The 22,150-nt window shown below is 51.6% G+C and carries 8 protein-coding genes; all 8 read right to left on the reverse strand.

The genetic code is table 11. The features are described 5' to 3' along the window. Positions 1–88 precede the first annotated feature (88 nt). A complete protein-coding gene (locus AC0KUT_RS14675) occupies positions 89–1,141 on the reverse strand; it encodes a hypothetical protein (RefSeq protein ID WP_488831049.1) in 1,053 nt (350 codons plus the stop codon). A gap of 77 nt (positions 1,142–1,218) precedes the next feature. Next, a complete protein-coding gene (gene serS / locus AC0KUT_RS14680; RefSeq protein ID WP_488831051.1) occupies positions 1,219–2,505 on the reverse strand; it encodes a serine--tRNA ligase in 1,287 nt (428 codons plus the stop codon). A gap of 46 nt (positions 2,506–2,551) precedes the next feature. Further along, positions 2,552–2,926 carry a fluoride efflux transporter CrcB gene (gene crcB / locus AC0KUT_RS14685; RefSeq protein ID WP_488831053.1) on the reverse strand — a complete coding sequence of 125 codons (375 nt, stop codon included), beginning with the start codon at positions 2,924–2,926 and terminating at the stop codon, positions 2,552–2,554. An 83-nt stretch (positions 2,927–3,009) separates the two neighbouring features. Then, positions 3,010–4,350 (reverse strand): replication-associated recombination protein A, encoded by a 1,341-nt coding sequence (locus AC0KUT_RS14690; protein WP_488831054.1) that lies wholly within the window; start codon positions 4,348–4,350, stop codon positions 3,010–3,012. Positions 4,351–4,352: 2 nt separating this feature from the next. Continuing rightward, complete coding sequence (gene lolA, locus AC0KUT_RS14695) at positions 4,353–5,006, reverse strand: outer membrane lipoprotein periplasmic chaperone LolA (protein WP_488831057.1); 654 nt, start codon at positions 5,004–5,006, stop codon at positions 4,353–4,355. 108 nt (positions 5,007–5,114) lie between these two features. Next, positions 5,115–7,421 carry a DNA translocase FtsK gene (locus tag AC0KUT_RS14700; protein WP_488835751.1) on the reverse strand — a complete coding sequence of 769 codons (2,307 nt, stop codon included), beginning with the start codon at positions 7,419–7,421 and terminating at the stop codon, positions 5,115–5,117. 269 nt (positions 7,422–7,690) lie between these two features. After that, positions 7,691–9,193, reverse strand: a complete 1,503-nt coding sequence (locus tag AC0KUT_RS14705; protein WP_488831059.1) for a sensor domain-containing diguanylate cyclase — start codon at positions 9,191–9,193, stop codon at positions 7,691–7,693. Then, positions 9,190–21,906 carry a tandem-95 repeat protein gene (locus tag AC0KUT_RS14710; RefSeq protein ID WP_488831061.1) on the reverse strand — a complete coding sequence of 4,239 codons (12,717 nt, stop codon included), beginning with the start codon at positions 21,904–21,906 and terminating at the stop codon, positions 9,190–9,192. Before AC0KUT_RS14710 ends, AC0KUT_RS14705 begins: the two co-directional genes overlap by 4 nt. Positions 21,907–22,150: the final 244 nt, after the last annotated feature.

Below are 22,150 nucleotides of genomic sequence, written 5' to 3' on the forward strand. Positions count from 1 at the left end.
AGCCAAAGTAAAATAAATAAAGCCGTAAGGTTTAGGTTAGGCCTAAACAGGACTCTAATTATCAATATCAAAATTTACCTAAAAGGACTTAGCATGAAATAGTCAAATCAAACCAAAAACGCAAATGATTTCTATCATCACGAATTCTTATCCATTTATAGGGAATGGAAAAATAATTTTGGTTAACATCATTTTCATTGGGGGGTTCAAAAGGGTTACCGACACTAAATGACTCGACAACCAATGCATACTTATGTCCATTGAATAATTTAATCTCTTGGACAACATAGTTTCCGCCATACTGGCTTAGCAAATAATCCCTTGAGTGCTCTAAAGTCCACACATCAACCTCTGCCTGAAACCCCGACACATCCAACCAGACATAATTAACATTATTATCAAACCCTAAACTATATTCTTTTAATCCTGGAACGGCTTCCAAGGCTATTCCCAGATAGTTCCCCTGACGCTTAAAAACCGTAGACGTAATTTGGTACTCATTTGATTGACCGCTAAAATAATACGAATCTTTTGACAAAGGATAATCAAAAAAATCTCCCTCAGGAGCAAAGTCCGACTCTTTAACACTTAGGCTCTGTATTTCACTTGGAATTGTTAAGACCACATTGCCTAGCACAGGGCCAAATTGTTGGACAAGTTTATTAAGCTGCCTATCTCTTTCGGCATCTAAATTGGGAACACCATCTTCTTGACTTGTGTCGCTTTCCTCGAAATCATCAGAGAAAATTAGTTCACCACCAAGCTTTAGCAGCTGCTTTTCAAGAACACGAGGCTTTACATTATTGGCTTGTATCCATACATCCTTCTGCTCCTGATTTTTAATCAGATAAAATTTATTCCCTTCGGAATCTTCACTGAATTTTTTGTACAACACCCCTGGAGTACAATCAGCCCCGCTGCCCTCTAGGCATGCCAAGGTCACTTCAACTTTTTCAGAAGCAGCAGTTTTATCCGGCGACGTATAGGAAGTCGCAACACGTTCATCACCCCAACCCCAATCCTTCTCGTTAAACAAATAGCCTTCATAACTATCTGAAAATATAATATCTGTGGATACAGAGTCCGCCCAAGCACAAACTGAAAAACAGAACAATAAAAAATTTAGACCCTTTGCAAACATTGCACTATCTCCATATGACCAATAAAAAAGGTGGGTATCGCTTGCGCGCCACCCACCTTACTAATCCATATTAAAACTTACTTTTTAACAGGCTGTAAGGTTTCCACACCACCCATATAAGGCTGCAACACATCCGGAATCGTTACGCTGCCGTCTTCTTGCTGGTAGTTTTCCAGCACCGCCAAGAGTGTACGGCCAATCGCTAAACCTGAACCGTTAAGGGTGTGCAGCAATTCGGGTTTGCCGGTTTCGGGGTTGCGATAGCGGGCCATCATGCGGCGCGCTTGAAAGTCGCGGAAGCTGCTGCAGGAGGAGATTTCGCGGTATTTATCTTGTGAGGGCACCCAGACTTCTATGTCGTAGGTTTTGGCAGAAGAAAAACCAATATCGCCACCACAGAGAATAACCGTGCGATACGGCAAGCCAAGTAGCTGCAATATGGTTTCGGCGTGGCCGACTAATTGAGTGAGCGCCGCATCGGATTCTTCTGGGCGTACAAATTGCACCAGCTCTACTTTTTCAAATTGATGCTGACGAATCATACCGCGCGTGTCGCGGCCATAGCTGCCCGCTTCAGAGCGGAAGCAAGGTGAATGGCACACTAATTTAATAGGCAGTTGCGCGTCTTCGACAATTTCGTCACGGTAGATATTGGTCACTGGCACTTCGGCAGTGGGAATTAAATAAAAGCCGCGTTCGTCAGTGAGCTTAAATAAATCGTCTTCAAACTTAGGCAGCTGGCCAGTGCCATGCAGTGATGCAGCATTCACAATAAAGGGCACGTTCACTTCTTCGTAACCGTGCTCGGCGGTGTGAATGTCTAACATGAACTGTGCGAGGGCGCGATGCAGGCGTGCGACACCGCCGCGCAATACCGCAAAACGTGAGCTGGCGATCTTGGTGCCAGTTTCAAAATCTAGGCCGCCAAAACTTTCGCCGAGGTCAACGTGATCTTTAACGGTGAAGTGAAAACTGCGCGGCATACCCCAGCGGCGAATTTCTACATTGTCGTCTTCGCTTTTGCCTTCGGGCACTTCATCGGCGGGCGTATTGGGAATGGCTTGAACAAAGGCGTCCCATTCTGCTTGTATTTTATTGAGCGACAATTCTGCATCGACGAGTTCTTGCTTAATATTTTCTACCGCTTGCATTAGCGGCGCTACATCTTCACCCGCTTGCTTGGCCTTGCCAATCGCTTTGGAGCGCGTATTGCGATCCTGCTGCAGAGCTTCGGTTTTAATTTGAATCGCCTTGCGCTCTTCTTCCAAAGCTTTGATTTTGGCGACGTCTAATACATAGCCACGCTTGCTCAGCGCGGCGGCAACTTGCTCGGGGTTATTGCGAATGAGTTTTGAATCTAACATGATGTTTATACACTTTTATAAGTTGAATAATAATTGAAATGGAATTTTAGAAAATCTTTTGCGCGAGCTGCATGCCCGCGAAGGCCATAAGTAAGCCCAACACCACAGAGCCTGCTGCGTAGGCGAGCACGAGTAACAAATGCCCCTCTTGCCACAACTGCAATAACTCCAAGGAAAACGAAGAAAAGGTAGTGAAGCCGCCTAGGAGCCCAGTAATAAAAAACAAACGCCACTCTGCAGGCAAGGTGGTTTTTTCCACCAAGATCACATAGGCAACTCCGATCAAAAAGGAGCCCAATATATTGACCACAAAGGTGCCTATGGGAAAGCGATAATTCAACAGCGGCGTGATATAGGCCACAGCGCCAAAACGCGCCATTGCACCCAATCCTCCACCCAATGCGATTGCTAACCACTGCATAGCTTTTCCCGCGTGTTTGAGGCTTGCTGCGCACAGCAAGCCATCAAGGATTGATCTATGGCGGAGTGCTGTACGAAACCGCCCTACTTTTTGTAACGTTGTTTTTTACTTTGTTGGTCTAGCGCGCGCAGGTGCGCGAGTTTTTCTTGAATTTTTAATTCTAAGCCGCGCTCGACCGGCTGGTAATAAACACGCTCAGCAATTTCTTCTGGCAGGTAGTTTTCCCCCGCCGCATAGGCACCCGGCTCATCGTGGGCGTAGCGATATTCGCTGCCGTAATCCATAGATTTCATGAGTTTGGTGGGCGCATTGCGCAAATGCATGGGCACATCAAACGCCGGCTGGCTGCGTACATCGGCCATGATTTGGTTGAAGGCATTATACACAGCATTACTTTTAGGTGCGCAGGCCAAGTAAACCACGGCTTGCGCTATGGCCAGCTGCCCTTCGGGATGGCCGAGGCGCTCTTGCACATCCCATGCAGAGAGACACAAGGGCAGCGCGCGAGGATCGGCATTGCCTATATCTTCGCTGGCCATGCGCACTACGCGGCGCGCGATGTAGAGCGGGTCGCAGCCGCCGTCGAGCATGCGCGCCAACCAATAGAGCGCACCATCGGGGGAGGAGCCGCGCACCGATTTATGCAGCGCCGAGATTTGCTCGTAAAAAATATCGCCACCCTTGTCAAAGCGGCGCACATCCGAGGCCAAGACTTCGGCTAAAACCTGTTCATTAATAACGCGATATTCGCCCTGCTCTTCCGCCAAGTCTGCCGCTATTTCTAATAAATTAAGCGCCTTGCGCGCGTCGCCATCGGAGGCGTGGGCAAGCGTGGCGAGAGAGTCGTCATCAATTTTTAGCGATTGCTTGCCAAGGCCGCGATCCTCATCCTTTAATGCCTGCACTAATACCTGCTGCAATTGCTCAACCTGCAAACCGCGCAACACGTAAACACGGCAGCGCGATAGCAGTGCATTATTTAATTCGAAGGAGGGGTTTTCCGTGGTGGCGCCGATAAAAATAAAGGTGCCGTCTTCCACGTAGGGTAAAAAAGCATCCTGCTGAGATTTGTTAAAGCGGTGAACTTCATCCACGAACAAGATAGTTTTGCGCCCACCATTCACCCGCGCCTGTTGCGCTGCGGCTACCGCAGCGCGGATTTCTTTCACGCCCGACAACACAGCAGACAAACTTTCAAAACGCGCTTCAGCTTGCTCGGCAAAAAGGCGCGCAAGGGAGGTTTTACCCACCCCTGGCGGCCCCCAAAAAATCATGGAGTGCAACTGGCCGCGACTAATCGCCTCGCGCAGCGGCTTACCTGCGCCGAGCAAATGTTCTTGGCCTATGTAATCATCCAAATTGCGCGGACGCATGCGTGCCGCTAGGGGTTGATAGGCAATGGTGTGGCTGGCAAAAAGATCCATGATTAATCTTTAATAACTTCTACGCCTTGCGGCACAACAAAAAAGAATTTTTCTTCGGGCAGCGGTTGGTTGCGCTTGGCATCCTGCAGCACCGCACGGGTAGTTTGGCCAAGGCTGTCTTGAATCACAAATTCAGCAAGCTGATCGGCACTGAACACTAACGACAACTGCTGAAATAAGCCTTCCGTTACCTTGGGCGTGAGCGTAAAAGTTTTGGTGGTTTTATCTTTTGAGGTTTGCGTGATAGTAAAGCTTTTACGCAACTGTTCTATGTCTGCGCTGAGCAGCAATGCTGGCGTTTGACGCAGGTCATCACTAAACGCGCGCTCGGTGACTGTTTCTAAATCGGCGTCATATAGCCAAATGGTTTTGTTGTTAGATACCAACAACTGCGGCATAGGCTCAAGGGTTTCCCAGTAAAACTTACCGGGGCGCATCAGCATAAACGTACCGCTGCTCTGCTCCTGTTCTACACCTTTTTTATCGTAGGTTGTCTGTACGAATTTGCCTTGCAAACTATCCATAGCGTTGAGCAGGCCGCGCAATTGGGTAGCGGCAACTTGATCGCTTGCCGCATTCACCCAAGCACTGCAGGCCAGTGTCAACGCAAGCAGGATTTGAGCAATTGATCGTGAAGAAGGAATACAAATAGACATAGTAGATCCACAAATGAGTGAGGGCTTTAGCAGTTGATGTTAAATTCTGGGCATGAACAACGGCTAAATGAAAAAATGGATGAATACACACGCACAAAGCAAAAGGGTTTAATAATCCCCCCTGCCCCCTGGCGCGAGTACTTCGCGGTTGCCGTTGTGACCCGCAGAGCTTACGACACCCGCCGCCTCCATGGTTTCAATTAAGCGCGCGGCGCGGTTGTAGCCAATGCGCAGTTTGCGCTGTACCGATGAAATAGATGCTTTGCGCGATTCCAACACAAAGGCGACGGCCTCATCGTAAAGGGCATCGTTTTCGGCGTTGTCGCTATCACCACCTTCAGTGGCAATCCCCGGAACCGGTATAGAGTCATTGCTATCATCGGTGATGCCGTCGATATACTGCGGCACACCGCGTTTTTTCCAGTCCGCGACCACTTTGTGCACTTCGTGGTCGTCCACAAAAGCACCGTGAACACGAATAGGCACACTGGTACCCGAGGGTAAATAGAGCATGTCGCCGTGGCCCAAAAGCTGTTCCGCGCCGCCTTGATCGAGAATGGTACGGGAGTCGATTTTGGAAGACACCTGAAACGCAATACGCGTGGGCACGTTGGCTTTAATCAAACCGGTGATCACATCCACCGAGGGGCGCTGAGTAGCCAGAATCAAGTGAATACCCGCCGCACGGGCTTTTTGCGCGATACGGGAAATAAGTTGTTCAACCTTTTTCTTGTCGACAATCATCATCATATCGGCAAATTCGTCGATCACCACGACTATACAGGGCAGCGTTTCGAGGCCGGGAGCCGTTGCCACCTCAGCACCGGGCTCAAAGTTTTCTTCCGGCTTAAACAGCGGGTCGGGAATCGGCGTTCCGGCTTTATTGGCGTCGTCCACTTTGCGGTTGAAGCCTGCAAGGTTACGCACCCCCATGGCAGACATCAGTTTGTAGCGCCGTTCCATCTCTCCTACGCACCAGCGAAGGCCGTTGGAGGCGTCTTTCATGTCGGTGATAACTGGCGTCAGCAAATGGGGAATACCATCGTAAACCGACAACTCCAACATTTTGGGGTCGACCAGAATCAAGCGAACTTCTTTGGGCGTGGACTTATAGAGCAGGCTGAGCAGCATGGAGTTTACCCCCACTGACTTGCCCGAACCGGTCGTACCCGCCACCAATAAATGCGGCATTTTGGCCAAATCAGCTACCACCGGTTCACCGGAAATATCGTGCCCCAAGGCCATGGTTAAAGGCGATTTGGCGTGATCATAAAGCTCTGAAGAAATAACCTCGCTCAAACGCACCATTTCGCGGTGGGCATTGGGAATCTCAATCCCCATGACCGATTTACCGGGAATAACCTCTACCACCCGCACAGAAACCACGGCGAGTGAACGCGCCAAATCTTTCGCCAAGCCAGTGATACGGCTGGCTTTAATACCGGGCGCAGGTTGAATTTCAAAACGTGTCACCACGGGGCCGGGCTGAACCGAAACCACTTCAATCTCAATACCAAAATCTTTGAGCTTCAATTCCAACATGCGCGACATAGCTTCAAGGGATTCTTTGGAATACCCCTTGTCGCTGCGTTTATCGGCGGGATCGAGCAGGCTCAGCGGCGGTAATTGCCCTACCGCAGGCTCTAGCGATTCAAACAGTGAGGGTTGTTTTTCTTTTTCCAAGCGAGGGCTGGGCGCGGGTTTCTTTTTCACCGGCTCCTCAATAATCACCGGCGCGGTGCGTTTAGCCTCTACTTTTGCATGCTGTTCAACAACATCGCGCCTATGCTGCTGCGCCTGTTGGGCGAATTGTTTTTCTTTGCGTTCGCGCTGATACACCTGCCATTTTTCCAGCAAGCGATTAACACCCACCATTACCCAGCGGCCAATATCTTCCATAACTTGCAGCCAGGAGATATCGGTAAAAATCGTCATGCCGACTAAAAACAACGCCAGCATTAATACTGTGCCGCCGGTGTAGCTAAAGGCACCATCAACCGCATCAGAAATAGCGGCACCTAAGAGCCCACCATTGGAATAAGGCAGCACCGACTCGCCACCGCTGTAGTGCATGGCCGCTAAACCGGTACCTGTGACCATAACTAATACAAGACCAACCGTGCGCAGCGCAAAAAACAACCAATCAAACTCATGTTGGCGGGTGCGGTCCTTAAGCACCAGCCAAGCGCGATAGGCAATCATGACCGGAAACAAATAGGCCAAATAACCAAAGAGTGAAAAAAACACATCGGCGATCCAAGCACCAAAAGGGCCACCCGCATTGGTCACAAAAGTGTTATTGCCAGTCCGCGACCAACCTGGGTCATTGGCGTCATAGGTCATCATGGCGAGCATGAGGTAGAGACAGATAGCGCCCAAACCTATGAGTGCCCCCTCTTTCAATAGGCGAACCATAAGATTAGCGGCGTGCTCAGACGGCGGAGCTTTGCGCCCGGCGGCGCGTTGTGGCGATATGGGTTTCAAACGGCAATCCTGTTAATACGATAAGGTGGCACGAACATCCAAGCCAGAGCGAGTGCGCGATACGCGAATTTTAAAAACTGGGCTTATTGTAATAGCTGCGCGCTGTTTTACCACAGCTGAGTGGACTATGGGAGCAACTCTGCCACAAGAGCGCCATATTGACTAAATTGCACCCAAATTTGCAGTATTTAGCGGGGAAATTAATGTGCGGTTTCGGTGGCGACCATGCCCTGCTGCCAACGCGTTACCTGATTTCGGCCATGTTGCTTGGAGTAGTAAAGTGCCTGATCTGCCTGTTGTAAAAGCTCATGGGTATTAGCCGCCCCCAAACGAATGGAGGTAACCCCAAAGCTGCCAGTTACTTTCACGCCATCACAATCAGCGGCGGCGATCTTCTCGCGGCAGCGCTCGGCGATCTGAAATGCCCGCTCCAAATCAACACCGGGCAATATGATACAAAACTCTTCACCGCCAAAGCGCGCCACACGATCTTGATCGCGCACCGTTTCTTGTAGTGTGGTCGCGGTCATTTTAATCACATCATCACCCACACCATGACCATAGGTATCGTTAACACGTTTAAAGTGATCAATATCGGCCATGATGCAGCAGTATTCACCATCGGTAATGCGCCCACCTTCGCTCTTGCCCTCAAGGTATTGATAGAGCGCGCGACGGTTGTAACAATTGGTGAGTGGGTCACGAGTTGCTAAGTAAGATAACTCTTTATTTTGCTTTTCTATCGCAATTTGGGTGAGTGCCAACTCTTTAATGGTGTCTTCTAGAATTCGGCTTTTTTCTTCCAGCTCAGTAATGTCATCAAATACGGCAATAGTGCCTTGGCTGCTGCCGCGCATATCAAGAATCGGCACGGCATTAACGCGAAATATTTTCTCTTTTTCAGACTTATTTTTTAAATGCACGCGAATCCCAACCTGACGCACACCGGTTGCGAGCGCCTCTAGCCAAGGGAATTGGGTAACGTCTTGGTGCGCCTCCAACTCCCATCCAAGGCTACTTGCCTTTCTGCCAAATAACTTCGTCTCGGTACTCGCGAGATGTTCGATAATCGTCGTATTCGCCAGCACTACCTGCTCGCGTCTATCTAAGATCAACACCCCTTCCGCCAAAATATTCAACGCATTGCGTACCCGTGCAGGGACTACCGCGCTGGGGTCAAGGTGATGCAGTGCGCGCTTAATATAAAACCAAAAGCCAACGAAGCCGCTCAGAGACACGAAAATCATCAAGACGATAAAGGTGGGAATGTGAAAAAAGGGGTGCCGCTCGCTTAGCAACTCTTCAAAACTGATTTCAAAGTCGGCGCGCTTGGCGCCATTGTGAAATATAGGAAAGCGAATATGGGTAGGCGTGGATTGTTGCGCATCAGCGCCTGCCCAGTATTTTTTGTGCTCAGCAGTTTGCAACAGAATACGCCCGCGATTATCTCGAATCGCGGCCGACATGATTTCTGGGTTGCGTTCAACAGAGCTGTTCAGTAAATGCTGCAGCAATAGATTGTCGTTGCGCGACACGGCTAGGCTCACCTGCTGCGCGAGAGTTTCGGCCAGACGCTTGCGAATTTCCAACTGTTGCTGCTCAGTGCCGGGCAAAAAGCCCAAAGCCTGTGCCAAAATCAAAATAGAAACAAGCAAAATCACCAACCCCAAACTCAGGCGTACTGCAGGTGTAATACGTATCATTTAGTGCGTTTCCTTTGGTCTTGATCATCCATATGATCGAATAAGTAGCCGACTTCCTTGGCGTTTTTATCTTCTTTTTGTTTGTCTTTACGCTGCTGTTCTAATTCTTTTTTCCGCTTATCAACCTCCTCCAGAATAGGCAGTGGATCTATACCGCGCCACAACGGAATCATCGAGAACAAGGTAAATAGTAAACTACTCGCGCGCAGTGACCAGACCAATAGCCCCGTGGTAATTGAAAAAGTAATGCCCGCTATCATCGCTTTTTGCTCGGATTGCTGCGCCATAGCCTCGTCCATTTCTTCGCGCACGCGACGCACTTCGTCATTGAAGTTAGCGACCTCATTGAGATTAAAACCGGTATCGGGTGCAATCAAACCAGACAGAAGCGAGGAGGCATCTAAAGTACTCAGTGCTTCAGCGTTACGCGCTTGCTCCATACGTTCCGTGCGCGTGCGGTTATTGTCATCGGGCGGCGACGTTAACTGAGCATCAAATGGTTCGACCTGAACCAGCGCAACATCACTACTGGCAGCCATTAAGGGTGGCTGATCCTGTGGAACCACTGCATCGGGCACTACAACAATATCAGGATTAGGCGGACGACCTGACTCTGGCTCCGAGGGCGCTGTTGGTGTGTCAGGCGTTGTCGTTAAGGGCGGCGGTGTTGTGGGGTTAGTAACATCGGGAGTAGTCGGTATAACGGGCAATACTAGGGTCACCTTAAAGCTCGTTTCCACCCACGCACCCTGCGCATCGGTAGCGCGCAGCGTTATCAAGGTTTCACCACTATTCTTGGCGGCTGCGGTGAGCGTCATAACCCCGGTTTGCTGATCAATGCGCACAGTCTGCAAAAGATTGGGATTGCTATTACTCACCACTACATAGGTCAATTTAGTGTCTTCAATATCACTAAAACTGTTCGCTAAGGTAATTGTTTTTGTTAACTCAGTATTATTTAGCAATACATCCTTAATGCCGCTGGTAAGCGGCACATCATTGACCGACGCAATGTCGACCAACAAGCGCGCATCCACAAAAGCGCCCTCTGGGTCTGTGGCGCGCAGTACCAACTCACTGATGCCAAATTGATTGGCGCCATAGCGCAGCTGCAATATGCCGCTGGCCGGATCAATCGTCGCACTGGTTACCAGCGCGCTATTGCTGTTGGATACGAGCGTGTATATCAATTGCGACGAGGGGGTTTCAGGGTCGCTAAAAGCAGCCCACAGATTTAATTGATCACCCGCTGCATCCTCCAGATTGCGAATGATCCCTAGATCTTTTGCGCTTGGCGCATCGTTGACAGGGGTAATATCTAAGCTCGCGCTGCCTGCAATGCTCACAGTGCCATCACTCAGGGTGTAACTAAAACTTACAGCTGTGTCGTCATTGGCGGCGGGCGTGTAGGTCCAAGTGCCATCGCCATTATCGATCAGCTGCCCAGTGCCGTTGGTGATAACGAGATTGCTCGCGGTGAGTACATCCCCATCCACATCCTGCGCATTGGTGAGTAACGCAGCTTGGGTTATCAGGCGCGGGCCGGAATCCTCAACAAGGGGAGCAAGCGTAACATTGCTGGTAGTCGGTGCATCATTAACAGGGGTAATGTCCAAACTCGCGCTACCCGCGACACTCACAGTACCATCGCTCAGTGTGTAACTGAAACTTACAGCTGTGTCGTCATTGGCGGCGGGCGTGTAAGTCCAAGTACCATCGCCATTATCCACCAGCGTGCCCATACCGCTACTAATGCTTAAGGCGCCCGCGGTAAGAATGTCGCCATCCACATCTTGTACATTGGCTAGCAGCGCAGCTTGGGTTATTAAGCGGCTACCTGAATCTTCCATTAGGGGAGCAAGGATGACCGGACTGGTAGTAGGCGCATCGTTATCCGGGGTGATAACCAAGGTCGCCACTGCGGCAGTAAGCCCTTGACCATCGCTGACGCTGTAACTAAAACCTATGGTGCCGTTAGCATTGGCTGCAGGAATATAAGTCCAGGTGGCATTGCCATTGTCGATCAGCTGCCCGCCGCCGCTGGCAATGCGTAAACCAACAGCACTGAGGCTATCACCCTCTATGTCTGTAGCATTGGCAAGTAATTCTGCTTGGGTGATCAGGCGCCCTGCATGATCTTCAATGATTGGCGTTAAGACTATGTTGCTGGTGCCCGGCAGGTCATTCACTGCAGTGACGGTAATGGCGAGACTGCTGCTCGCCGTTAAATTGCCGCCACTGCCGGTATTGCCGTTGTCACTGGTTACCATGCTGAGGCTATCAGCGCCGAAATAATTGGCGTCAGGACTATAGGTTAAGGCCGCCGCCAAGCTTGAATTGATCGCGGCAAGACTACCTGTGAGAGTAATACTGTTGCTGCCATTGCCCACCACAGTGGCACTGCCGCCACTAATATTCAACACACCATGAGCGACACCCAAGGTGACGGTCATTGAGCCCGAACCTGCATCGGCATCACTCACGCTCAGGCCCGAAATAATTTTCGGCGTATCTTCGGCGGTAACCTGAGCAGGTGGCAAATTATTCGTGGGGGCACTGTTCACAGCCGCAACGGTGATATTGACAACATCGATATCCGTTTGCGCGCCACCGCTGCCGGTTGCGCCGTTGTCATTGGTGGTCATGGTCAGCTGATCTGCGCCAGCAAAACCGGTTGTAGGGTTGTAAGTGAGATTGCTACTCAAGGATGAATTAATCGCCGCGAGCGTGCCCGTTAAAGTGAGGGTCGCGCTTCCGCTCCCTACTATAACCGCACTGCCACCGACGAGGGTCAAGGTGCCCTGCGTAACGGCGAGGGTGACCGTTAAGCTGGAGGTTCCCGCGTCGACATCAGCAATACTTAAACCACTAATCACTATGGCTTGATTGGCGTTTGTTGCTAAGGGGCCCGGCACTGTGTTCACTGGCGCGTCATTAATTGCCGTGATATTAATCGTCGCCGTATCGTTCGCGGTGAGAGTGCCATCATTCACAGTAATACTGAGCTGGGTGCTGGCAACGGGAGTATCGCCTGAAAGCCTATAGCCTAGGGTGGCGCCATTATTACCGGCAAAGAAGTCGTTAAGTTGCGCGGGTGTACCCGTTAATACAAGGTTGTCGGTACCATTCCCCGCACTTATAACGACACCGCTAGTACCCACGACTGCGGTCAACTGGCTATAGCTATTGCCTCCATTGAGGGTGACCGTTAAGAGGTCGTTATCCACATCGGTTACGCTGATACCCGTGCCCTGCAAAGCCAATATGGATTGCTCGTTAACACTGTAGTTTGTCAGCGTTATGTCGATACTGGGTGGATCATTTACCGCGGTAATATTAAACGTCACGGTATTGGCCGTAGGGTCCAAATCTACCCCGCTGTTGGCGGTACCGCCGTCATCCTGCACCTGAAAAGTAAAGCTGCTGTAATTAGCGCCACTGCCATTAGCGGCTGGGGTGTATACCAGCAGCGCACTGCCTATATCTGCCACCGAAATAATATCGCCTGCATTCACCCCTACTCCGTTAAGCGTAAGGCTCCCTAAGGCCGGCAGGGTGGTGATACGTATAAACGCAAAGTTATTAACAGGGCTGTCATTGACATCGCTAAAACCAAAGTCTGCGGTACTGAAACTGTGGCTAGCGCCTTCCGATAAACCCACGGTGGTATCTGTACCGCTGGGCGCATCATTGATGGAAGTGACATCAAAACTCAGTGTATTTGCCGTTGGGTCTAAATTGACGCCACCGTTAGCGGTGCCGCCATCATCCTGAACTTGGAATACAAAATTGGCATAGCCTACCCCACTGCCATTAACGGCTGGGGTATAAACCAAAAGCCCGGCATTGATATCCGCAATTGCAATAAAATCGCCCACATTGACTGCAGCACCATTCAGGCTAAGGTTGCCCGCCGCAGGCAAGCTGGCGATACGTACTGCAGCGAAGTTGTGCGCAGGTGAGTCATTTGTATCGCTAAACCCGAAATTGGCGGCGGTGAGTATGTGATTACCACCTTCCAATATGCTAATTGTCGCATCGGCACCAGCGGGGGCATCATTTACCGAGGTGACATCAAAGGTCAGGGTGTTAGCCGTTGGATCAAGGTTTATACCGCCGTTGGTGGTACCACCATCGTCCTGCACTTGGAAATCAAAACTGGCGTAATTGGCGCCATTACCATTCACCGCAGGGGTAAATACCAGCAAGCCGCTGTTGATATTCGCAAGGCTAATAAAGTCGCCAGCATTTACCGCCACCCCGTTAAGAGTAAGGCTTCCCACCGCGGGCAAGCTGGCGATACGCACGGCGGCGAGGTTATTCGCGGGGCTGTCATTGCTGTCGCTAAAACCAAAATTAGCTGCCGTGAGTGTGCGGCTTGCGCCTTCTTGCAGGGTGATGGTTGCATCGGCACCTGCAGGCGCGTCATTGACGGAGGTGACATCAAAGGTCAGGGTATTGGCCGTGGGGTCTAGGTCCACACCACCGTTGGCGGTACCGCCATCGTCCTGTACTTGGAAATTAAAACTGGCATAGCCCACACCATTGCCATTAACCGCGGGGGTATAAATCAATAGGCCGCTGCCAATATCGGCGACGGCGATCAAATCGCCAATACCAACCCCCACGCCATTTAGAGTCAGGCTACCCGCCGCAGGTAAACTGGCGATACGCACAAATGCAAAGGCATTGGCGGGGCTATCAACGGCATCGCTAAAACCAAAATTGGCAACACTAAAAACATGGGCGCCGCCCTCCAAAATACTGAAGGTGGCATTGGTACCAGAGGGTGCATCATTTACGGCAGTAATGTTGATGGTGACGGTGTCATTGGCACTGAGGGCGCCATCGTTGACGCTCATGGTGAGCGTTTCGCTCGCTGCAGGGCTATTGCCAGCATAGGTGTAGTTGAGGCTCGCGCCATTGTTACCCGCGAGCAGGTCATTAAGTTGAGCGATAGAACCCGTGAGTACTAAATTATTGGTTCCATTGCCCGACGAAATAACAACTCCCGTAGTGCCAACAACAACTTGCAACTGACTGGCCGCGCCGGTCACTGCCAAAGTGAGAGTCAGCGGATTACCATCGGGGTCGCTCACACTAATACCCGTGCCCACTAGGCTTAGCGCCTGTTGCTCAATCGCACTATAAGTTGCTGGGGTGATGGTAATGGTGGGCGGATCATTCACATTACTGACGGTGATATTGATAGTGTCAATATCTTCCAAGGGGCCGCCCGAGCCGCTATTACCTTGATCGCGCGTAGTAATGCTCAGCGTATCGCCACCGGTATAACTGGTATTGGGGCTATAGGTAAGCGTTGCTAAGGCTGCATTGATATCGGCAAGAGTACCGGTAAAAACCATGCTGCCATCGCCGGTACCATCACCGGTAGTAAAGGTCAGGCCCGTCACGCCTGCCAAGGTGAATGTACCGTTTATAACACTTAAGCTAACTTCAAGACTATTAAGCCCTGCGTCCACATCGCTAATTTGAATTTGATTGCCGTTGCCAGAGGAAAAAATCAGGTCGGTATTTTCCATGGTGATCTGCACACCGGGCACTGTATTGACCGGAGCATCATTTACCGCGCTTACGTCAAACGTCAGGGTATTGGCCACGGGATCAAGATTGACACCGCCGTTGGCCGTGCCTCCATCATCCTCTACTTGGAAATTAAAACTGGCGTAGCCAAGCCCATTACCATTAGCGGCGGGCGTAAACACCAGCAAGCCACTATTGATATTGGCAATACTGATAAAGTCACCAATATTTACCGCCGCACCATTGAGAGTAAGAGTGCCCGCTGCTGGCAAGCTGGCGATGCGCACGGCGGCCAAACTATTGGCGGGGCTGTCGTTGGCATCACTAAAACCAAAGTTGGCGGCGGTGAGCACATGGCTCGCATCCTCCTGCAAACTCACCGTGCTGTTGGCGCCATCGGGCGCCGAGTTTATTGCGGTTACATTAAAGGTCAGGGTATTAGCAGTGGGATCGAGATTCACACCGCCGTTAGCCGTGCCACCGTCATCCTGCACCTGAAAGGTAAAGTTCGCATAGCCAGCCCCATTACCATTTACCGCAGGGGTAAACACCAAGAGGTTACTATTGATATTGGCGATGCTAACAAAGTCGCCAATACTCACCGCGACACCGTTTAAGGTAAGGCTGCCCGCCGCAGGTAAGCTCGCAATACGCACGGCAGCAAAATTATTGGCGGGGCTGTCATTGCTGTCACTAAATCCGAAATTACCCGCCGTTAAGGTATAACTTGCCCCTTCCAACATGTTGATTGTTGCATCGCTACCCGCAGGGGCATCGTTAACCGAGGTCACATCAAAGGTCAGAGTATTCGCCGTAGGGTCAAGGTTCACACCACCATTAGTGGTGCCGCCATCGTCTTGCACTTGAAAGTTAAAATTCGCGTAGCCAGCACCATTGCCATTAACCGCAGGAGTAAACACCAAGAGGTTACTGTTGATGTTGGCAATGCTAATAAAGTCGCCAATATTCACCGCTACGCCATTGAGAGTCAGGCTGCCCGCCGCAGGTAAGCTGGCAATCCGCACCGCAGCAAACGCATTCGCGGGGCTGTCGTTGGTATCGCTAAAGCCAAAATTAGCGGCGGTAAGGGTGTGGCTGGCGCCTTCCAGCATACTGATAGTCGCATTACTACCAGCTGGGGCATCATTGACCGAGGTCACATCAAACGTCAGGGTATTCGCCGTGGGGTCGAGGTTTACGCCGCCATTGGTGGTGCCACCATCGTCTTGCACCTGAAAGTTGAAATTCGCATAACCGCTGCCATTGCCATTGGTCGCAGGCGTAAATACCAAGAGGCCGCTGTTGATATTGGCGATGCTAACAAAGTCGCCAATACTTACCGCCACCCCATTCAGGGTAAGACTGCCCGCCGCAGGTAAGCTGGCGATGCGCACCGCAGCAAATGCATTGGCGGGGCTGTCGTTGGTATCGCTAAAACCAAAATTGGCGGCGGTAAGGGTGTGGCTGGCGCCTTCCAGCATGGTGATAGTCGAATTGCTACCGGCAGGGGCGTCGTTCACAGCCGTGACATCGACTGTCATGGTATTGGGTGACGCGTCGAACGCGTTGCTTTGATCGCGTACGCTGAAGGTGAAACTGGTGTAGCTGGCACCGTTGGCATTGGCCGCAGGGCTGAAGGTTAAGTTGGCGATATTGGCGGTGCTGATGACATCGCCCGCAGTGACTACTACGCCGCTGAGTTTAAGTGTGCCCGCCGCAGGCAAGGTGTCGATGCGCACACCGGAGAGGCTATCGCCGCTATCTACATCGCTAAAACCAAAGTTGCCAGTGGCAAAGGTGTAGTCGGTGTCTTCATTGGTGGTGACGGTGTTATTGGCACCCGTTGGGGCGTCGTTCACAGCTGTGACATCGACTGTCATGCTATTGGGTGACGCGTCGAACGCGTTGCTTTGATCGCGTACGCTGAAGGTGAAACTGGTGTAGCTGGCACCGTTGGCATTGGCCGCAGGGCTGAAGGTTAGGTTGGCGATATTGGCGGTGCTGATGACATCGCCCGCCGTGACTGCTACGCCGCTGAGTTTAAGTGTGCCCGCCGCAGGCAAGGTGTCGATGCGCACACCGGAGAGGCTATCGCCGCTATCTACATCGCTAAAACCAAAGTTGCCAGCGGCAAAGGTGTAGTCGGTGTCTTCATTGGTGGTGACGGTGTTATTGGCACCCGTTGGGGCGTCGTTCACAGCCGTGACATCGACTGTCATGCTATTGGGTGACGCGTCGAACGCGTTGCTTTGATCGCGTACGCTGAAGGTGAAACTGGTGTAGCTGGCACCGTTGGCATTGGCCGCAGGGCTGAAGGTTAAGTTGGCGATATTGGCGGTGCTGATGACATCGCCCGCCGTGACTGCTACGCCGCTGAGTTTAAGTGTGCCCGCCGCAGGCAAGGTGTCGATGCGCACACCGGAGAGGCTATCGCCGCTGTCTACATCGCTAAAACCAAAGTTGCCAGCGGCAAAGGTGTAGTCGGTGTCTTCATTGGTGGTGACGGTGTTATTGGCACCCGTTGGGGCGTCGTTCACAGCTGTGACATCGACTGTCATGGTATTGGGTGACGCGTCGAACGCGTTGCTTTGATCGCGTACGCTGAAGGTGAAACTGGTGTAGCTGGCACCGTTGGCATTGGCCGCAGGGCTGAAGGTTAGGTTGGCGATATTGGCGGTGCTGATGACATCGCCCGCCGTGACTGCTACGCCGCTGAGTTTAAGTGTGCCCGCCGCAGGCAAGGTGTCGATGCGCACACCGGAGAGGCTATCGCCGCTGTCTACATCGCTAAAACCAAAGTTGCCAGCGGCAAAGGTGTAGTCGGTGTCTTCATTGGTGGTGACGGTGTTATTGGCACCCGTTGGGGCGTCGTTCACAGCTGTGACATCGACTGTCATGCTATTGGGTGACGCGTCGAACGCGTTGCTTTGATCGCGTACGCTGAAGGTGAAACTGGTGTAGCTGGCACCGTTGGCATTGGCCGCAGGGCTGAAGGTTAGGTTGGCGATATTGGCGGTGCTGATGACATCGCCCGCCGTGACTGCTACGCCGCTGAGTTTAAGTGTGCCCGCCGCAGGCAAGGTGTCGATGCGCACACCGGATAGGCTATCGCCGCTGTCTACATCGCTAAAACCAAAGTTGCCAGCGGCAAAGGTGTAGTCGGTGTCTTCATTGGTGGTGACGGTGTTATTGGCACCCGTTGGGGCGTCGTTCACAGCCGTGACATCAACTGTCATGCTATTGGGTGACGCGTCGAACGCGTTGCTTTGATCGCGTACGCTGAAGGTGAAACTGGTGTAGCTGGCACCGTTGGCATTGGCCGCAGGGCTGAAGGTTAAGTTGGCGATATTGGCGGTGCTGATGACATCGCCTGCCGTGACTGCTACGCCGCTGAGTTTAAGTGTGCCCGCCGCAGGCAAGATGTCGATGCGCACACCGGAGAGGCTATCGCCGCTGTCTACATCGCTAAAACCAAAGTTGCCAGCGGCAAAGGTGTAGTCGGTGTCTTCATTGGTGGTGACGGTGTTATTGGCACCCGTTGGGGCGTCGTTCACAGCCGTGACATCGACTGTCATGCTATTGGGTGACGCGTCGAACGCGTTGCTTTGATCGCGTACGCTGAAGGTGAAACTGGTGTAGCTGGCACCGTTGGCATTGGCCGCAGGGCTGAAGGTTAAGTTGGCGATATTGGCGGTGCTGATGACATCGCCCGCCGTGACTGCTACGCCGCTGAGTTTAAGTGTGCCCGCCGCAGGCAAGGTGTCGATGCGCACACCGGATAGGCTATCGCCGCTATCTACATCGCTAAAACCAAAGTTGCCAGCGGCAAAGGTGTAGTCGGTGTCTTCATTGGTGGTGACGGTGTTATTGGCACCCGTTGGGGCGTCGTTCACAGCCGTGACATCGACTGTCATGCTATTGGGTGACGCGTCGAACGCGTTGCTTTGATCGCGTACGCTGAAGGTGAAACTGGTGTAGCTGGCACCGTTGGCATTGGCCGCAGGGCTGAAGGTTAAGTTGGCGATATTGGCGGTGCTGATGACATCGCCCGCCGTGACTGCTACGCCGCTGAGTTTAAGTGTGCCCGCCGCAGGCAAGGTGTCGATGCGCACACCGGATAGGCTATCGCCGCTGTCTACATCGCTAAAACCAAAGTTGCCAGCGGCAAAGGTGTAGTCGGTGTCTTCATTGGTGGTGACGGTGTTATTGGCACCCGTTGGGGCGTCGTTCACAGCCGTGACATCAACTGTCATGCTATTGGGTGACGCGTCGAACGCGTTGCTTTGATCGCGTACGCTGAAGGTGAAACTGGTGTAGCTGGCACCGTTGGCATTGGCCGCAGGGCTGAAGGTTAAGTTGGCGATATTGGCGGTGCTGATGACATCGCCTGCCGTGACTGCTACGCCGCTGAGTTTAAGTGTGCCCGCCGCAGGCAAGGTGTCGATGCGCACACCGGAGAGGCTATCGCCGCTGTCTACATCGCTAAAACCAAAGTTGCCAGCGGCAAAGGTGTAGTCGGTGTCTTCATTGGTGGTGACGGTGTTATTGGCACCCGTTGGGGCGTCGTTCACAGCCGTGACATCGACTGTCATGCTATTGGGTGACGCGTCGAACGCGTTGCTTTGATCGCGTACGCTGAAGGTGAAACTGGTGTAGCTGGCACCGTTGGCATTGGCCGCAGGGCTGAAGGTTAAGTTGGCGATATTGGCGGTGCTGATGACATCGCCCGCCGTGACTGCTACGCCGCTGAGTTTAAGTGTGCCCGCCGCAGGCAAGGTGTCGATGCGCACACCGGATAGGCTATCGCCGCTATCTACATCGCTAAAACCAAAGTTGCCAGCGGCAAAGGTGTAGTCGGTGTCTTCATTGGTGGTGACGGTGTTATTGGCACCCGTTGGGGCGTCGTTCACAGCCGTGACATCGACTGTCATGCTATTGGGTGACGCGTCGAACGCGTTGCTTTGATCGCGTACGCTGAAGGTGAAACTGGTGTAGCTGGCACCGTTGGCATTGGCCGCAGGGCTGAAGGTTAAGTTGGCGATATTGGCGGTGCTGATGACATCGCCCGCCGTGACTGCTACGCCGCTGAGTTTAAGTGTGCCCGCCGCAGGCAAGGTGTCGATGCGCACACCGGATAGGCTATCGCCGCTATCTACATCGCTAAAACCAAAGTTGCCAGCGGCAAAGGTGTAGTCGGTGTCTTCATTGGTGGTGACGGTGTTATTGGCACCCGTTGGGGCGTCGTTGACTGAGGTTACGTTTATAGCCACCACATCGGTGTCAGTCGCATCGGTATCACCTGTGCGCCCTGCCCCTTTATCATCGGTATGTATAGTGAAGGTTGCCGCACCGAAGTAATTACTGGTAGGCGTATAATTTACCGTCGCCGCCAAGGTGGCATTAACCTGCGCCTTGGTGCCGGTTAAAATAACAGTAGCGGTACCGCTACCCGCTATGCCAGCAGTACCGCCGCTCACGTTTAAGGTGCCGTTAGTAACCGTTAAGGTGACTTCTATATTCCATAGATCATAGTCGTCCACATCAGTGACGCTAACGCCGGTGATAGCTACAGTGGTATCTTCAGGGGTAACTATTGGCCCCGCCGGCACTATATTTATCGGCGCATCATTGACATAACTAACATCAATTTGAAGTGTATTAGCGCTTTGGTCGGTATTTATACCACCGTTCGCCGTTCCCCCATCATCCCTAACCTGAAAACCCAAACGAGCATAATCGGTAGCGTTGTCATTAGCAGTAGGTGTGAAAATGAGTTTGCCAGCATTAATATCGGCAATGGCAATAAACTGACTCACACTGACAGGGCCACTGCCGGTTACTGAAAAAACACCACCCCCAGTGAGAGAGCTTACGACTATTCCACTAAAAGCATTGCCATCGGGATCGCTAAAACCGAAATTCGCCGCAGTGAGAACTTTAGGTGTGTCCTCGGGGGCATCGATCACATAATTAGTACCCGCCGGGGCCTGATTAACACTTGCACCCACTTTAAATGCCAGATCACGACTAGAATCGCCGCTGCCATTGTGAACATAAATACCGTCGTTAAATACGTTGCTGGGATGGTAGGCCACACGCACAAGGCCGTCGGTACCTGTGGAGGTGATCTTTATCCAGTAGGTGTTAAAGGCAGTTAACGCTACTGGCGCGAAATTGAAATCCGTCATCACATAGCTGTCGGTTAAACTACTGGCAGCGATACTGGCAGCCCCCAACACAGTACCTGTCCAGCTATCCATTAATTGCACGGTAATGGTTTGTGCCGCAGCGCCAGCAAAAGCTTTGAGCGGCACACTAATATGATCAATGGTCACATTTGAGGCATACTGAAACGTCTGCCCTGGGTTCATGGTGGTCGTAATTGTGTCAGAGCTAGTGTTGGGATCGGCGGGCACACCGGTGTTGATATAAGTCACTTCAGCTAATATGCCATGCCAGTCCATAGCATGACTCGCAGCAAAAAGCGACAGAGCTTCTATTTTGCCGACTTGGGTTTCCAGCTCCCAGTTCCCACTGCCGCTATTGCCAGTTAGATCATTGCTGGCCGCAACATCGGCGCCCGTTAGCTCACTTAATCGCGCCATTAAATTAAGGCCGTTTTGGGTTGCTGCTACATCGCATCCATAAATAAGAATGTCTGCGTCTTCGCCTAGTGCCGTTTTCCAGCTGGCAAGCAGGTTGGCATAACTATCAAGCGAGGCAAGACTGAGTACTTGGTTGCCCAATTGCACTTCGCCTGCAATACCGTGGGAGACAATATGAATTGCAGAGACCTGCGAATAATGCGCGAGCGTTTCACTAATACGATCAACACCATTCTCATTCAGATTTATGTAAATAATCTGTAGATTAGCGTCACTATTATTGGTGCGAATATCATTAACCAACAGGTCATATTGATCGATGCTTGTATCTACAAACACCAATACTGCACCATAGGTCAGGCTCGGCGGATCATCAGCCAAGAGCAATTGATTATCGTGCGGTTGGTAAATCTCTGTTAAATCGGTATCCGCCGCTGACTGCGCCAGCAGTGACGCATGATCGGCGCCATCATCAAACAAGGCAATATCCGCCGTTGCTGAAAACAACAACCTAGGTTCGAGCGCCTCAATAAGAGGCCGATTTTTGCGCGGTTTCGTTGACATCGAGGTTACTAATTAGTCGCTGTCACCTCTCTCATAAGAGGCGCCATACGGGGTTAAGGAAAGTAAACTAAAAACTATCCTTGATATCCATGTTAGCTAGTAAGCTATACAACAGCATGGCACATTCTCATCAAATTGCGCTTTCTCATAAAAAAACAATATAAGGCGTGCGGTATAACCAGTTTTCGGCCTTAAGGAAGAGTCTGACGTCACTTACACGCAAAAGTATTACTGGTGAATACTT

The sequence above is a fragment of the Cellvibrio sp. 25HG11W-0 genome, assembly GCF_057815475.1.

Excerpts from the sequence above, each read along its gene's own strand:
- AC0KUT_RS14710 (WP_488831061.1), bottom strand. The coding sequence starts at position 21,906 with ATGTCAACGAAACCGCGCAAAAATCGGCCTCTTATTGAGGCGCTCGAA.
- AC0KUT_RS14675 (WP_488831049.1), bottom strand. The coding sequence starts at position 1,141 with ATGTTTGCAAAGGGTCTAAATTTTTTATTGTTCTGTTTTTCAGTTTGT.
- serS (WP_488831051.1), bottom strand. The coding sequence starts at position 2,505 with ATGTTAGATTCAAAACTCATTCGCAATAACCCCGAGCAAGTTGCCGCC.
- crcB (WP_488831053.1), bottom strand. The coding sequence starts at position 2,926 with ATGCAGTGGTTAGCAATCGCATTGGGTGGAGGATTGGGTGCAATGGCG.
- AC0KUT_RS14690 (WP_488831054.1), bottom strand. The coding sequence starts at position 4,350 with ATGGATCTTTTTGCCAGCCACACCATTGCCTATCAACCCCTAGCGGCA.
- AC0KUT_RS14705 (WP_488831059.1), bottom strand. The coding sequence starts at position 9,193 with ATGATACGTATTACACCTGCAGTACGCCTGAGTTTGGGGTTGGTGATT.
- AC0KUT_RS14700 (WP_488835751.1), bottom strand. The coding sequence starts at position 7,421 with ATGGTTCGCCTATTGAAAGAGGGGGCACTCATAGGTTTGGGCGCTATC.
- lolA (WP_488831057.1), bottom strand. The coding sequence starts at position 5,006 with ATGTCTATTTGTATTCCTTCTTCACGATCAATTGCTCAAATCCTGCTT.